This is a genomic window from Chloroflexaceae bacterium, from assembly GCA_025057155.1.
Lineage (GTDB): Bacteria > Chloroflexota > Chloroflexia > Chloroflexales > Chloroflexaceae > JACAEO01.
In genome coordinates this window covers 217,868-233,451 of record JANWYD010000005.1, presented here as the reverse complement: position 1 = coordinate 233,451, position 15,584 = coordinate 217,868, and the positions used below count along the sequence as shown (strand labels likewise).

7 protein-coding genes are annotated in these 15,584 nt (G+C 67.8%); 4 read left to right on the top strand and 3 right to left on the bottom strand.

Annotated features, from left to right (window positions below; genetic code table 11):
* Positions 1-41 precede the first annotated feature (41 nt).
* Complete coding sequence (locus NZU74_06005) at positions 42-3,560, top strand: transcriptional regulator (protein MCS6880868.1); 3,519 nt, start codon at positions 42-44, stop codon at positions 3,558-3,560.
* Positions 3,561-3,760: 200 nt separating this feature from the next.
* Here the strand turns inward: NZU74_06005 and NZU74_06000 are convergent, their stop codons facing one another.
* Complete coding sequence (locus NZU74_06000; GenBank protein ID MCS6880867.1) at positions 3,761-4,003, bottom strand: hypothetical protein; 243 nt, start codon at positions 4,001-4,003, stop codon at positions 3,761-3,763.
* 405 nt (positions 4,004-4,408) lie between these two features.
* Here NZU74_06000 and leuB point away from each other — a divergent pair, with 405 nt between their 5' ends.
* A complete protein-coding gene (leuB, locus tag NZU74_05995; GenBank protein MCS6880866.1) occupies positions 4,409-5,485 on the top strand; it encodes a 3-isopropylmalate dehydrogenase in 1,077 nt (358 codons plus the stop codon).
* A 131-nt stretch (positions 5,486-5,616) separates the two neighbouring features.
* On the opposite strand, the gene NZU74_05990 is transcribed toward leuB, so the two are convergent.
* Both NZU74_05990 and NZU74_05985 read right to left on the bottom strand, forming a co-directional pair.
* Positions 5,617-5,835 carry a Franean1_4349 family RiPP gene (locus NZU74_05990; protein ID MCS6880865.1) on the bottom strand — a complete coding sequence of 73 codons (219 nt, stop codon included), beginning with the start codon at positions 5,833-5,835 and terminating at the stop codon, positions 5,617-5,619.
* A 2-nt stretch (positions 5,836-5,837) separates the two neighbouring features.
* Entirely contained in the window at positions 5,838-10,220 is a 4,383-nt protein-coding gene (locus tag NZU74_05985; protein ID MCS6880864.1) for a tetratricopeptide repeat protein, read from the bottom strand.
* A gap of 680 nt (positions 10,221-10,900) precedes the next feature.
* Here NZU74_05985 and NZU74_05980 point away from each other — a divergent pair.
* Both NZU74_05980 and NZU74_05975 read left to right on the top strand, forming a co-directional pair.
* Positions 10,901-13,558: a DUF3160 domain-containing protein gene (locus NZU74_05980; protein MCS6880863.1), complete on the top strand. Its 2,658-nt coding sequence runs from the start codon at positions 10,901-10,903 to the stop codon at positions 13,556-13,558.
* 106 nt (positions 13,559-13,664) lie between these two features.
* Positions 13,665-15,455, top strand: a complete 1,791-nt coding sequence (locus NZU74_05975; GenBank protein MCS6880862.1) for a CapA family protein — start codon at positions 13,665-13,667, stop codon at positions 15,453-15,455.
* The last annotated feature ends 129 nt before the right edge of the window (positions 15,456-15,584 follow it).

The following is a 15,584-nucleotide window of genomic DNA, read 5'->3' as shown; positions in this document are numbered from 1 at the left end:
TCCGGATAGGCTCTCAGTGGCTAATCCGTGGAGCGAGACATATGACCCAGGTAGCCGCCATTCGATCCGCATCGCAGCCGGGGCCGGCACTGCTCCCGCTAAAACTGTCGCCGCCAGTGCCGCGCAGCGAAACCCTGCTACGGCCCGATCTGCAGGCGCTGCTGGCTGAAGTGCGTCTGCGACCCGTGACCCTGGTAGTCGCCCCGGCAGGGTATGGCAAAACCACGCTGCTGGCCCAGTGGGCCGACGAGTTGCAACGCACCGGCGCACACGTGCTCTGGCTCGGCCTCGATGCCGAGGACCAGGCCCCGTCGCTTTTGCTGGCCTACCTGGTGCGCGCCTTCCAGCGCCATCTGCCCGAGGTGGGCGAGGAGTCGTGGCGCGTGATCCACTCGGCTGCCGATCTGGAGCGCGACTGGCCAGTGGTCGCCGGCGCGCTGCTGAGCGAACTCCAGACGGCGCTGACCACGCCGACGTTCTTAATCATTGACGACCTCCACCTGATCAGCGACGGGCCGATTACGACGGCGCTCATCGGCTACCTGCTGCGAGCCGCGCCACCCGCCTTGCACGTCATTCTGGCCTCGCGGCGCATGATTGACATCTCCCCTCTTCCGCGCATGCGCGCCGAGGGCGCCCTGGTAGAGGTTGAGCAGGGTGATCTGTCGCTGAACCGCGAGGAGGCGGCGGAACTGCTTGCGCGCGCGGGGGTGCACCTCCCTGCCGGGGAACTGGATCTGCTGCTCCAGCGCACTGAGGGCTGGGTGTTGAGCGTGCAACTGGCCGCCCGAGCGCTGGCGCGCCTCGCGCCCGAGCAGCGCCGCACCTACCTGGAGACCCTCGATAGCAGTGAGCGCAGTCTGTTCGACTACCTGGCCTCAGAGGTGCTGGCGAATCTGCCACCGGATCTGCTGGAATTTCTTGCCCAGGCCGCGCTGACCGATCAGTTCGACGCGCCGCTGATTGCCGAGGTGCTAGGACGCCCCGATGCCGAGGCGCTTATCAATCGCTGTGTGCAACTGGGTCTGCCGATCTCGCCGGTTGATACGGGAGAAAGCGGCGCGCCAACATACCGGTTTCATCCGCTGTGGAGCCGACTGTTGCGCGAACGCGCGCAACAAACCCTGGGCCCGCAAGCGCTGGTGGAACTGCACACCCGTTACGGCGCGGCGTTCGAGCGCCGGTCCCGCCTCGAAGTGGCCATGGCCCACTACAGCGCCGCTGGCGATGATGAGGCCATGGCCGGCGCCCTGCGCCGCCGGGCCTGGCCGTTGATTGAAAGCCCGCAGCGCGACAGCATTCGCGCCTGGCTGGAGAGCCTGCCCGTTGAACGACGCGAGCGCGACGCGGAGTTGTTGCATATGTGGGGCTGGAGCATGGCCGCCTCGCATCCCGACCAGGCCCTCCAGGCGATCAGCCGCGCCGCGGAGTTGTACAGCCGCGAAGGGAATTACCAGCGCGAGTTGCGCGCCCTGAGCGACGTGGCCGCGCTGATCTTCTGGGAAGGGCGCCCCGCGGATTTCGCCGATGTCTGCGTGCGCGCCGTGCGCGCCGCCAATCGCGTGCGCGACACCTGGGCCAGGGGCGCCGCCCTGGCCTCGACCGCCGCCCTGCTCTACAGCCGGGGGCGCTACGCCGCCGCCCTGCGCGTCGCCGCGCATGCCACGCGCCATCCGCGCAGCGTCTTCTGGCAGTGGCTGCTGGCTATGATTGTCAGTTCTATCCATACGCAACAGGGCTACCCTGAAGCCGCGCTCACCGCCATCGGCCAGGCCCTGGAGATGCCTCAGGTGGAACGGGACGACCGTTTGCACCAGAATCTGCTGTTGCTCAAGGCCCTGGCGCTCTACCAGCAGGGTCAGATCAGCGAAGCGGTGTTCGTGGCCCTCGACGCCTATCGCCGTCTGAGCGTCTACGAACAACAGAGCGTCATCGGTGTGAGCGCCGCTTTCCTGGCCCTTTTGCTGGCCGAGCAGGGCGAAATAGAAGAAGCAACGACGTACCTTTCACGCGCCCGGAGCATCGCGAATGCCAATGGCCTGGCTGCACTGCTTACCCGCGCCCGGGTGATTGAGGCCTATCTGGCCCGCCGCAGCGGACAAGAGGCCGCCGCCACCGCCGCGGCTCTCGACCTGATGCGACACGCTCGCGCCGTAGGCGCCGATCTCGCGACGGCCGCGGCGACACGCCGGAACCAGGCGCCAGGCGACCTGGCGCCTCCCGCCCAGAGCACGCACGATCTGTGGCTCCAACTCTACCTGCTGGTGGTGCTTGGCGAAGGCGGTGAAACTGAGCGGGCCGCCAACCTGGCCGCCGAGCTTGCCGCAGAGATGCTGGCCCGGGGCGACGGCCTGTTTCTGGCCTCGGTACAGATCTACCGGGCAGCCCTTGAACAACGCCTCGGCCACTCCGAGGCCGCTCTGGAGGCGCTGCGGGCCGGCTGGAACCTGTGTGAGCGCCACCGCTTCGGTTTTTTGCCCGGCTTGCCGCAGACCGTAGTTGAACAGGCCGTCGCCAGCGCCATCGAACAGGGCCTTGCGCCCGAGGCGGTCGGCCAGGTGCTGCGCCGCCAGATCCCCAGGACCGCTCCGGCGTTACTTATGCAGATGCTTTCCAGGCATACTACTCCGGCAATCCGCGCGCGCATCGCCACCCTCCTGGGCGACCTGGGATCGGCCCAGGCCTACGCCACCCTGCGTACGATGCTCAAGGAGCGCCATCCCGATGTGCGGAGCGCCGCCGAGAGTTCCCTGGAACGCCTGGTGTATCGCCCGGCGTATCGCCTTAACGTGCGCACCCTGGGGGCCTTCGGCGTCTGGCGCGGCGATGTCGAGATCCGCGATCGCGACTGGCGCAGCATCAAGGCGCGTCAGTTGTTGCAACTGCTGCTGGTCGAACGCGGGCGCATGTTGCCCCGCGACCGGATCATGGATATGCTCTGGCCCGGCCTTGAGACCGAAGCTGCGGCCAACAACCTCCGCGTCACCCTCAGCCGTTTGACCAAGGCGATCGAACCCAACCGGCCCGAGGGCGCGCCAATGTACTATATCCTGCAACAGGGCGATACGTATGGCTTTAATATCGAAAGCGACCACGGCTATGACGCCGCGGAGTTCTCGGAGGCGGTAGAACAGGGACGCGCCGCGTTGCAGCGCGGGCAACGCGCCGAGGCGATCGCGCGCTTCCGCCACGCCATCAGCCTCTATGGCGGCCCGTTCTTGCCCGACTGCCTCTACGAGGACTGGTCCGTCGTCGAACGGGAACGTCTGGAGCTGCTCTTCACCGAGGCGTCGCTGCGCCTCGGCGCCCTGCTGCTCGAAGATGGCAATCCCCACGAGGCTATCGGTCTGGCCTGGCGCGTGCTGGAGTATGACCAGGCCCAGGAAGAAGCCTACCAACTGCTCATGCGCGCCTACGGCATTCTGGGTGAACGTAGCACGGCGCTGCGACTCTATAACCGCTGCGTGGCCGCGCTGCACCAGGAGCTAGGCGTTGAGCCGCTCCCCGAAACGGTGGCGATCTATCAGAAAATCCGCGGGAACCATCCTCTGACGCCGTAAGCGCCGCCTCCCGTCCGCCGGGGCGTGACGCTGGCAGCGCAAGGCCCTCCTGCGATGCGCTCTGGTTGCGATCATCGGGCAGCTCGAAGGGGCAAAGGTCCTCTGAGCGGCACGGAGTAGCGATGCCGCGTCGGTATGAGGAAACGTGCGGGGGCCCGCTGACTGCACCACCCCCGCCGAGAGGCGCTCTCGGCAGCATGCTACGATGGATTGGGGAAGGCGGGTAAATCCGGCGTCTCCGCACCGGTATTCGAGGCCTCCGGCTCAGCTATGGCGTAGAGGTGAGCATTGATGAAATCCACTACCTGGGACAATTCGCCGATCTGCTGCTCGGCGCCAGTGGCAATATGCTGGATCCTGCCCCGCCAGCGCTGCGGAGTCGCCGCGCGATCCTCCGAGACAACGATCCGGAGCAGGAAGGACTCGACCCTGCGCGTAGCCATGCGCTTTTCCTCTCTCGCCGCTCTATGCGGCGCGCTCATCTTGCAGACAGGCATCGCCTTACGCGTGAAGCATACGTTGGGCACATAACGGGTTCGTTACCACTGGCGAAGCGCCGTTCGCGGGGCGCATACTGCCACGATAAAAACACCAGCGACATACTATCGTCTATTGGTTATCGGTTATTTTAACATCAGCCCTCCGCACCTGTCCGAACAGGTACGTAACAGGCCGCGCAGCGAAACCTGAGTACGTGTTCAGAGTTGGGGCAAGCCCGCAGACCTGGGAGCGAGGGCGTCCCGCCCTCATCAGGATTCGAGGGCAAGATGCCCTCGCTCCCAGGAGCAGTGTGAACCCGTACCAACCTGAGTGTGTACACAGCGCATAAACGTCCGAGGTAGGGACACGTGAACTACACAATTACGGTACTCCCAGGCGATGGGATCGGACCAGAGGTAACCGCAGAGGGGGTCAAGGCGCTCCAGGCTGTTGGCGCGCGCTTCGGGCACAGTTTCACCTTCCAGGAGGCGCTGATCGGCGGCGCGGCGATTGACGCCACCGGCGTTGCGCTACCGCCTGAAACGGTGGCTGCGTGCCGGGCCGCCAACGCCGTGCTCCTCGGCGCGGTTGGCGGCCCGAAATGGGACGATCCGCGCGCCAGTGTGCGTCCTGAGCAGGGGCTGCTGGGCCTGCGGAAAGAACTGGGGCTGTACGCCAACCTGCGCCCGGTTACGGTGCATCCGCTCCTCATTGACGCCTCGCCGTTGCGCCGGGAGCGTCTGGAGGGCGTGGATCTGCTGGTGGTGCGCGAATTGACCGGAGGGATCTACTTCGGAGAGAAGCGCCGCGGCCGCGACGCCGAGGGCGAATGGGCCAGCGACCTGTGCATCTACCACGAGACCGAGATCGCCCGCGTGGTGCGTGTCGCCGCCAACCTGGCCCGCAGCCGGAACGGCAGGCTTACGCTGGTGGACAAGGCCAATGTGCTGGAGACAAGCCGGCTCTGGCGCAGCGTGACCAGCGCGATTGTTCAGGCTGAGTACCCGGATCTGAGCTATGACTGGATGCTGGTGGATGCCTGCGCCATGCACCTCCTGCGCCGGCCGGCTGACTTTGATGTCATCGTCACCGAAAACATGTTCGGCGACATTCTTACCGACGAGGCCTCAATGCTGGCCGGCTCCATGGGCATGCTGCCCTCCGCCTCCCTCGGCGCGGGAGCGATCGGCCTGTACGAGCCGATCCACGGTTCGGCCCCCGACATTGCCGGCCAGGGCAGGGCCAATCCGCTGGCGACAATCCTCAGCGTAGCCCTGTTGCTCCGCCATTCCCTGGGCCTTGAGGCGGAGGCCAGGGCCGTCGAGGCGGCGGTCAGCGCGGTGATCGAAGCGGGGATTCTTACCAGTGACATCGCTCGCCCGGGCCAGGCCCCGGCGAGCACCGCGGCGGTCGGCGACGCCGTCGCCGAGCGGATTGCCGCGTAAGGCATGGTTTGGGGTCAGCCATCCCAACGCTACACAGCTCCACACCTCCACATAACCAGTGTAGAGGTGTGGAGGTGTAGAGGTGTGGAGGTGTGGAGGTGGGGAGGTGAAGCTCCACCAGGTTGTAACTATCAAATAAATCCGCGTCCGCCAGTCTTGGAGAGGCGCGGATCAAGCGTGCCGGCGAAGGCTTGCAGGCTGGTCTGGTCGAGGGCTTCGAGGGCGTCGAGTTCTTCTTCAGTGAGATCGTAGCCCGCACAGGCGGCCCGGGCATTATCAATCAGTTGTTGGCGGAACTCGGCATCGGTCACAGCGCGGCCAATAACCTGCTGAACGGCTTCGAGCGACATCCCTAGCAACTCCTTTCATCACTGAGCCCAAGACGGCGTAACTCGCCGACGGCCCCGATCTTTCTAAACGTCTCTGCGGCGCGTTTTCGATACTCGGCAGCGGCAGGATCGCCCAGGGCGGCCAGGGCTTCGCTGTAGCGCGCCTCGACACAGGCCCGTTCGAAGGCGCTGTCAATAGCCTGCAAGGTCTCCAGGGCGGCCAGAAAATGCCCGGCAAAGGGTTCGCGCCGGGCGGCGGCGATCTCGCCCTGCAGGCGCCGGGCGACGCCATAGTCGAGCTGGCTGCCGAGCCGCGCGGCCAGCTCCGCCGCTGCAGTGGCACAGCGTTGCGCCTCATCGAGCAACGCAGCGCGGCTGGTGCCAATCACCACCTCGGCGCCGACGCTGAGGGCGATCTCCGCCAGCACGGTCAGCGCCTCCGCTTCGTGCTGCGGGGCGTGCACGCGGCGGGCGATGGTCAGGGCCTCTTCGGCCAGCGCGCGCGCGGCGGCAGGCTCGCCCTGGGCCAGGGTGACGCGGGCGAGCAGCGCCAGGGTGTTCCCCTCCTGAAAGAGATTGGCCTGCTCACGGTAGATCGCCAGGGCCTTCCGGTAACTGGCGGCAGCGGCGGCGTAGTCGCCCTGCTGGTACACGGTCATTCCCAGCGTGTCGGCGGCCTGGGCCACGCCGAGCTGATCGCCCATCTCCTGGCACAACGCCAGCGCGTCGCGGCAGGCGCCCAGCGCCTCTTCATAGCGGCTGAGGCAAAAGTAGGCGTAGGCGGCGTTAAGCAGCACGCTGCTGAGGGTGTACTTCGACTGCACCTTGCTGGCCAGACTCTCGGCCTCGCTATAATGGCGCACCGCGCGGCCATAATCGCTCTGCAACTGCGCGAGGTACCCCAGGTTGTTATGCGTGCGGGCGCAGCCGTAGAGGTCGTCAATGGCCTCGTGGGCCGCCAGGGCGCTGGTAAAGTGGTAACGAGCCTGCTCGTAGTCGCCGCGCATAGCAAACAGCGACCCCATCAGGGTTTGCAGATCGGCTTCAATGCGTTCATCTTCGACACTGTGGCGGTCAGTGCGGATGAGGCTCAGCCCGGTGCGGCAGATGTCGAGGGCGGCGTCGAAGTCGCCGAGGCGGCGCAGCACCTGGCCCATATCGACGTAAATGGCGGCCAGCAGCAGCGGCGGCACGGCATCCATGTGCGCCCGGCAGATCGCCTCGGCCTCGCGCAGGCGGTCGAGGGCCTCGGCGTAACGCCCCTGCTTCTCTAGCGCCTCGCCCCAGGAGCGCAGCACCTCGCCGGCCACGGCCGGGGGCAGATCAACCGCGGGCGCCGGATCCGACCCCGCACGGCCCAGCAGCAGGGCATACTCGCGCTGGGCCTCATCGTAGCGCCCGAGGGTGCAGAGCACGTCGCCGAGGGCCTCGCGGGCCTCCCAGACCTGCGGGTCGCCTGAGGCGCCAGCGAGGATGTCGAGCGCCCAGCGGTAGTGTTGCACCGCCTGGTCGTTGGCATAGTTGTCGCGGGCGATGTGCCCGGCCAGCAACAGGTAGGGCACGGCGCGTTCGGCGGCGTCGCTGAGCCGGAAGTGATGGGCCAGCAGGAAGATCGGCGCGCCGCTGGCCTGGACGTTCCGGTTCAGGAGCGAGCCGTTGCGGCCGATCGGCACCAGATAGGCGCTCCGGTCGTCGCGGTAATAGGCGCGCACCCGCGCCAACTCGGCAGCGTAGCGTGTCTCCAGGTGCTCGCCAATCCGGCGATGCAACTCGCGCCGCCGGGCGTAGAGCAGGCTCTGGTAGGCCACTTCGTGCAGCAGAGCGTGGCGGAAGAGATGGATGCGCTCAGGATGCTCGCGCTCGGTTGTGGTGATCTCGGCGTGGTCGAGCAGCAGCAACTGGCGAATCAGCACCTCGTGCTCCAGAGGATGGACCGACTCGACGACGCTGGCCGGGAAGCGCTGGCCCACCACGGCGGCCACGCGCAGAATGGCCCGCGAGGTCTCATCGAGCCTGTCAATGCGTGAGAGCAGCAGGCCGCTCAAGCTGTCGGGGAGAGCATCGGCGGCGTCGGGCCGTTCGCTGACCGCCCGCAGCAACTCTTCCAGAAAGAGCGGATTGCCAGCGGCGCGATCCACGAGGCGGTCACGCAGATGGGGCGCAATAGGACGCGAGGGGGCCAGGGCATCGAGCAGGGCCGCGCTCGCTCGGGCGGTCAACGGACGCAGTTCAAGCATCGCAGCGCCATCGGCGGCCGGGTCGCCCTCCCAAGCCAGCGGGCCGCGGTGAAGGCCCAGCAGCAGGATCGGCGCATCGCTCAGATGGGTAGCGATATGCCGCCAGAGTTCAAGCGAGACCTGGTCGGCCCAGTGCAGATTGTCGAAAATGACCACCACTGGCGCCCCCGGCAGCGCTTCCGGGCGGGACTGGCGGGCCGCCGCGCGCAGCAACGCCAGCATGATCGTGAAGCGCCGCGTCCGTCGCTGCTGGGGGTCGAGACCGCGCACGACGGAACTTTCTTCAACCTGGACGCGGGCCAGATCAGCCACCAGCGATAGCCAGTCAGTCGAGGCGAAGCCGGCAGCTTCCAGGGCAGCGGCTAGCTTCCGGATGCGCGTAGATGGGTCGTCACTGGCGGCGATGGCGCACATGGACCGCAGCAGTTCGCTCCAGGGAGCGTAGGGCGTGGCGCTGTTGTAGGCCAGGCAGCGGACAGTGAAGACGCGCGCGCCAGCGGCGCGGACCTCGGCAGCAAGGGCGGCGACCAGGCGTGACTTGCCGATCCCGGCCTCGCCGCTTACCCGCGCCACCCGGCCGCTGCCGGCGGCGGCAACCCAGAGTTCGCGCAGCCAGGCAAGCTCGCGGTCGCGGCCAATCAGCGGCGCATCCGCGTACACCGGCTCCAGGGGATGCTCGCGCTCGCCAAGCACGCGAAGCACTTCCAACGGCTCACGCTTGCCCTTGGCGGCGATTTTCCGCCGATCAGCGCAGACCAGCGCATGGGTGATCCGCGCCGCCGTCGCGCTCGCGCAACGCACCTCCCCCCACTCGGCGCCGGCCATAACGCGGGCGGCCACATTCACCGCGTCGCCCATCACCGTATACTCTTTGCGTTCAGCGCTGCCAACGTTGCCGGCGAAGACATTGCCGGTGTTCAACCCGGCGCGGAAGCGCAGCGGCTGTTCGGCCGCCTGGACGGCCGCCTGCATCAGCAGCGCGGCGCGCGCGGCCCGCTCGGCATGATCCTCCAGCGCCAGCGGCGCGCCAAACACGGCCATCAGCCGGATGCCCTCCTCAGCCAGATCGAGCTTGTTGACGAAGCCGCCAAAGCGCTCGACCGCCACCTGCAGCGGGTTGACGATGGCATTGACCGCTGCGGCCGACTCCTCGGCGGGCCGGCCCTCAATCAGCCCCTCCAACCCCGCCAACTGAGCAAAGAGCACCGTGACCGGGCGCAGATCAGCTTCAACGCGGGGGCGCCGGGGGTCGGCAATGATCCGGGTCACCAGCTCGATAGGCAAATAGGCGCCGCAACGCTCGACCTGCGCTGCAAGATGGGCGATCATCTCGGATGAAGGTGAGGCGGTTTCGTCCACGTGCGGCAGGGCAGGCAATGCAACCAGCGGCGGCGCGACCCGCAGCGCCCGGACGCGCGCGAAGCCGCCCTCAAGCAACTCGCCCTCGGCCACGGTGGCCAGCGCCGCCCAGGCCCGCGGACCGAGCACCACCTCGCCCGGCCCGGCGCAGGCTTCGGCGCGAGCCACAGTGCTTACCGTCGCTCCCATCGCGCTGTAGCGACGCGAATGGGCCTGCCCGGCGCCCACCAGGGCGATCGCTCCGGATTCGACTCCGATATGCATCGTGAGCGGAAACCGGCCCACTCCAGGCACCTCGCGCTCGAAGCCCGCCAGCTCCCGCAACAGGTCCAGCGCAGCGGAGGCGGCAACGGCAGTAGCCTGCGGACCTTCAAAGAGCGCCAGCAGCGCGTCACCGCCAAAGCCGAGCACGTCCCCCCCTGCTCCGGCAATGATGCGGATCATGGTGGCGAAATAGGCGTTGAGGGTCTCGGTGACGATCTCGGCGCCCTCGTGCCCCAGGGCGCCCAGGCGCTCGGCCAGGGCGGTGGAACCGCTCACATCGGCAAAGAGCAACGCGCCTTCGACCCACTCGATCCAGGGCGGGGCGCTGTCGGTGGCGAGTTCGCGGGCCAGCAGGCGCCGGGGGAGGTAGGTGGCAATGGTATCGCGCGCCGCCAGCAGATGCGTGCATATAGCCTGCCAGTGACGCCGGCGCGGGGTCGCGCCGAGCATCACTGCGGCGGGGCCAGGCCCCAGGTGGCGCGCCAACAGTGCAGCCAGAGCGTCCGATTCCGGCACCGGCAGAGAATGGTCAGTCGACTGGCACATCAGGTTCCACGGTGTGTCGAGGTTCGCTAGTGCTGTTATTATAGACCCTTCACATGACAATGAGATTGCTTAGAGCTACATGCTTGCAAGCTACGCTGCCCGATTGGAGACGGCAGCAACCCTGCGGGTTGCATACGGGGTGAACGAACCAGGCTCCCCGATGCTCCCGCGGGTCTGGGAGAGCTTTGCTTTGTACATGCAGTGGAAGGCGCACATTGCTCAAACAACCACGAGCCTGTCATCGCCACATCTGATCGAACGATACATGGGATGACATTTAGATGAAGGAACTGTCACAAAGGCCCGCGAGATCCGCTTTGCCCACCCCTAAACCTGTCCTCTCGCTAATCCTCCCTCGCTGAGAGGGAATTGGGCGCCTTCGCCCAGGGGGAGGCTTTTGCATTACCCACAAGTATTGGCGCGGGTGCGACCTGCCTCCCTACGCCGGCAACGGCGCCGTCGAAGCGACCGGACGCCTGCCTCTACTCTACCGGCTACCGGCCCGGACCGACAGATAAGGTCGGGACGGAACGCCGGGAGCAGCCGTAAGGCCAGGGCAGCGGCTGAGCCGCCGCTCTGGCCTTACTTCGCGGTATACTGGAACTCGGCAGGGCAGTGCAACGTCTTATCTCAGGATAAGCGTCTTCGGCGCGCTCCTGGGTTTTATCAGGAGGTGTTCTATGAAGCCCTCACGCGCTCTCGCCCTGGCCTCCCTGGTACTGCTGATGCTCCTGCCGGCCTGCGTTCCCAGGCAGGCCGCCCCGACGCCGGCAGCGGGCGAGCCAACCGCTGTCGTGGCCCCTACGATGGTAATCGTCCCGACCCCAATTGCTGGATTATCCGTCAGCGCGTTGCAGTTGCCCGCCGTCGCCCTTCCCGCCGGTTTCCGCCCCGCCGAAGGGTCGGGCTTCGCGCCCTTCCAGCCGCCGCCGGTGCGGGTCGAGGCCCGCGTCAGGGCCGAACCGGTGGCCGCGGACCTGAGCAACGTCATCCTGAGCGTGCCTCTCTCGCCTGAACAGCGCGCCCGCGTGGCGGCCAACGGCTTCGTCGTCAGCCCTGGCGAGACGAAGGAGTTCTACGAGTTGTACGAACGGGCGCGCTACGACAACATCCCCGTGTTTGTCACCTCCGACTCGCTGCTGCACGTCTACCATCTGCTCTTCGACAGGACCCTGCGCCGCGCCGAGATGACGGCCTTCATTCCGATGCTCAAGCGCCTCAACGCCGAGTTGCTGCGCACCTCGGTGGCCCAGTACGAAGCCCTGGCCGGCACGCCCTGGGCCGACGCCGCGCGCCGGAACGCGGCCTACTTCGCCGTGGCGCTCAAACTGCTCGACCCCGACTGGGAGATCCCCGCCGGACTGCGCGACCTGGCCGAGCCGGATCTGGCCGCCATCGCCGCTCACAATCGCATCGGCCCCTCGGCGATTTTCCCCGGCTACCCCCGGGGCGAAGACTGGAGCCAGTATGTGCCGCGCGGTCACTACACTAAGAACGAGGACCTGAAGCGTTACTTCCGGGCCATGATGTGGCACGGGCGGATGACCTTCCGCGCCAATGACACGCTGGAGACGCAGCAGGCCGCGCTGCTCACGCTCGCATACCAGCAGACCAGCGTGGACGGCCTGCCGGCCAACCAGGTCTGGGCCGGGATCTACGAACCGACGGTTTTCTTCGTGGGCCGCAGCGACGACCTGACGCCTCGCGAGTACGGCGAGGCCCTGGCCGCGGCCTATGGCCCGGTGAGCGACCCGCGCGACCTGCTCGACCCGGCGAAGTTCGCCGCCTTCCAGGCAGCGGTCAAGGAACTGCGCCCACCGCAGATTATGGGAATGGTCGTTATCCCCGGCACGACGGAGGAACTGGTCAAGGGCCTGCGTCTGATGGGGCAACGCTTCGTGCCCGATGCCTTCGTCTTCCAGAAGCTCATCATTCCGAACGTTCCGGATCGCACTCTGCCCCGCTCCCTCGATTTCTTCGCCGCCATCGGCTCTGATCGCGCTCTGCGCCATCTGGAGAACCTGGGCGACACGGCGCTGCCGAAGTATCGCGCCAATATGGACGCCCTGCGGGCCGCCTTCGCCAGTTACGATGAAGCCACCTGGACGCAGAACCTGTACTGGAGCTGGATCCACAGCCTGCGCCCGCTGCTCGAGCCGGCAGGAGAGGGCTACCCCGCGTTTATGCGCTCGGAAGCCTGGCTGGACAAGCAACTGACCACGGCCCTCGGCTCGTGGACCGAACTGAAGCGCGACACCATTCTCTACGCCAAGCAGGTGTATGTTGAGCGGGGCTACGACGCGCTGGAACCGCCCGAACCCGAGCGTGCCAAAGGTTATGTCGAGCCGGTGCCGGAACTCTTCGCCCGGGTGGCCGGTCTGTCGCGCATGACCATCGAGGGCCTGGCGGCGCGGGGGTTGCTGGCGGAGGAGGACCGGGCCTTGCTTGAGGCGATGGAGAGCCTGGCGACGCGCCTGAAGATCATGGCCGAAAAGCAACTGCGCGGCGAGGCCCTGAGCGACGAGGAGTATGAACTGATCCGCTTCTACGGGGCCGAGATCGAGGCCCTGACCTTCGCCGCCGACGACGAAGCCTTCTACCAGGGGCGCGGCGGCACCCCCGCGGGCGGCGAGGATCTCCAGGCGGCGGTGGTCGCCGACATCGCCACCAACGGTGTCGAAGGAGTCGTCCTTGAAAACGCCGTGGGGCGCGTCTTCGAGATCTTCGTCGTGGCCCCGATTGAAGGACGCCTGGTGCTGACCAAAGGCGGGGTCTTCTCGCACTACGAGTTCGTACAGCCGCTGAGCGACCGTCTGACCGACGAGGCATGGCGCGCCCGGCTGGACGCTGGCGAGGCGCCACCCCTGGCGGCCTGGACGGAGAGCTTTATGGTTGCGGCGAACGCGGCCGAACCGCTGGCGACGACTATCCGCCGCTTCAACGAGCGGCTGGTGGAGGCCATCTGGTACACCGACGCCGAGCGGGTGGCTGAGTATCTCGGCCCCGAGGAACTGGCCGATACCCGGGCATACATCGCCAGTCTGGAGCGGGCCGGGCAGTTCGTCGGTTCCAAACTGCTGATGCTGCAGTTCCGTTCCTTCGACTTCGTGGACGCTGACAACGCCATTGTCACCACCCGCGAGAGCTGGAGCGATGAACTGTACCGCGGCAGTCCCTACTTCGAGGACCAGCTCCAGCAGGGAGAGCCAGTGCGGATTGGCGTGCGCGCCCCGTACACCCTCGACGTGACCTACACCCTGCGGCGCGAAGGGGAAGGGTGGCGCATCACGCGCATCGTGCTGGACCCGCCGGAGCCTCCGGCATGGCAGGCGCCGTAATACTCTGTTGAATAGTGTGCATGCGTGACATCGCCAGATCTCACTGAGGCCGACGTATACGGCAATCCAAAATCCACAATCTAAAATGATATAAGAGGACCGCCAGATGATGGCAAGCCGGCATATCCACATCGTGGCCCTCCCGCTGCTGGTCGGTATTCTGGCGGCGCTGGCAGGCGCGTGCGCGGCGCGCCCGGCGGCGCTGCCTGACCTGCGCGGCTGGCAGACGCTCTACATCCGACCAGGGTGGACCGGCGGCGCCACGCTCGATCTGCGGGCCGTCGGCGATGTGATGCTGGCGCGCGGGGTGGCCCGCACTGTCGAGCGCCAGGGCGCAGCGGCGCTGCTGGCGGATAGCCGCTCGTTGCTAGCGGGGGATCTGACCCTGGGCAACCTGGAAAGCCCGCTCACTACGGCCAGCGCCCCCGCGCGACCGGGGCCGTATCGTCTGCTGGCGGCGCCGGCGCACGTCGCGGCGTTGCGCTCCGCCGGTTTCGACCTGCTGGGTCTGGCGAACAACCACGCCCTCGACGCTGGCCCGGAGGGCCTGGCCGAGACGCTTGCCACGCTGCGCGAGGCAGGCATGGCCGCTGCCGGGGCCGGTCAGAGCGAGGCGGCGGCGCTGGCGCCGGTGATGCTGAAGGCGCGCGGGTTGCGTGTGGCGGTGCTGGCCTTCAACGACGTGCGCGACCCTGCCGATGAGCGCGGCGGGCTGGCCCCGGCCGACGATCGCGCCTGGCCGAACCCCGACTTCGCGGGCTGTGCGCCCGGCGCGGAACCATGCCCCCACGGGCGCGCCTGGCTCAGCGCGCGGGCGCTGAAGGCTGTAGCAGCGGCGCGCGCCGATGCCGACGCGGTGGTGGCGCTGGTGCACTGGGGTATGGAATACGCCGCCGAGCCGGGGGTGCGGCAACGGGCCTGGGCGGCGCGGCTGGTTGCCGCGGGGGCCGATCTGGTGCTGGGCGCTCACTCCCACGTGCTTCAGCCGGTTGAAACTCTGGCCCGAGGCGAACGCGCAGGGATCGTTGCCTATTCTCTGGGCGATTTTCTCTTTGATGGGCCGGCCAATCCGGCCCTGAGCAGCGGAGCGGTGCTGCGAGCGCTGCTCGACGATAAGGGCGTCGCCCTGCTCGCCGTCGCGCCGGTGGCCACGGCGGGCGGGCGGCCCTACCCTCTTGCGCCGGAGAGCGCGGCCTGGCGCGCGGCGCTGGAGGCCCTGGGCGGGTCCGCGCCTTCCCCGGCTGAGACGCCAGCGATGCCTGCACCGGTCCAGACGCCAGCGCAACCTGGCGCCACGAGCGTATGGCGCTGGGACGGCGCCAGCGGCCAGCCCGTAACCATAGCAGCCGCCCTGGCCCCACACCCCGTCCTGGTCCCCGCCGATCTGCGGGGCGATGGAGAACCGCTGTGGGCCGAGCTGGACGCGGCAGGGGTGGTAACGCTACGCGACGGCCCCGGAGCCGACGCGCCGGTGGTCTGGCGCAACGAACGCCCGGCCTGGCGGATTACCCGCGTGCTGGCCGGCGACCCCAACGACGACGGGCGCGCCGAACTCTTGCTGCTTCTGTGGCAGCCCGATGAAGCCGGACGGCTACGTTCGCAGCCCTATCTGCTGGGCTGGCGCGGAGGGCGCTTCCGGATCATCTGGGGCGGCTCGGCGCCCGCGACACCCGTGCAGGATCTGGCCTGGGCCGACCTGGACGGCGATGGGCGGGGCGAACTGGTGGCGCTGGAGGGCGGGGCGGCGCCGGGAGACGCCGGGGAGCATGTCTCGGTCTGGCGCTGGCACGGCTGGGGCTTTCAGCTTGAATGGCGTTCGGCGGCCGGCCGGTGGCGCCGGGTTGGCCTGGAGGACCTGGACGGCGACAGACGCTTCGAGATCCTGGCGGCGCCCTGAGGTGAAGATCGGGGGGCTGGTCCTCACCCTCCCCCGCCTCGCTACGCTCGGCGCCCCCCCCCCCCCCCCCCGCGGGGGGGAGGGGGGGGGGCCGGGGGGGGGTGGGGGACAACCCCCCCCCCGGGGTTG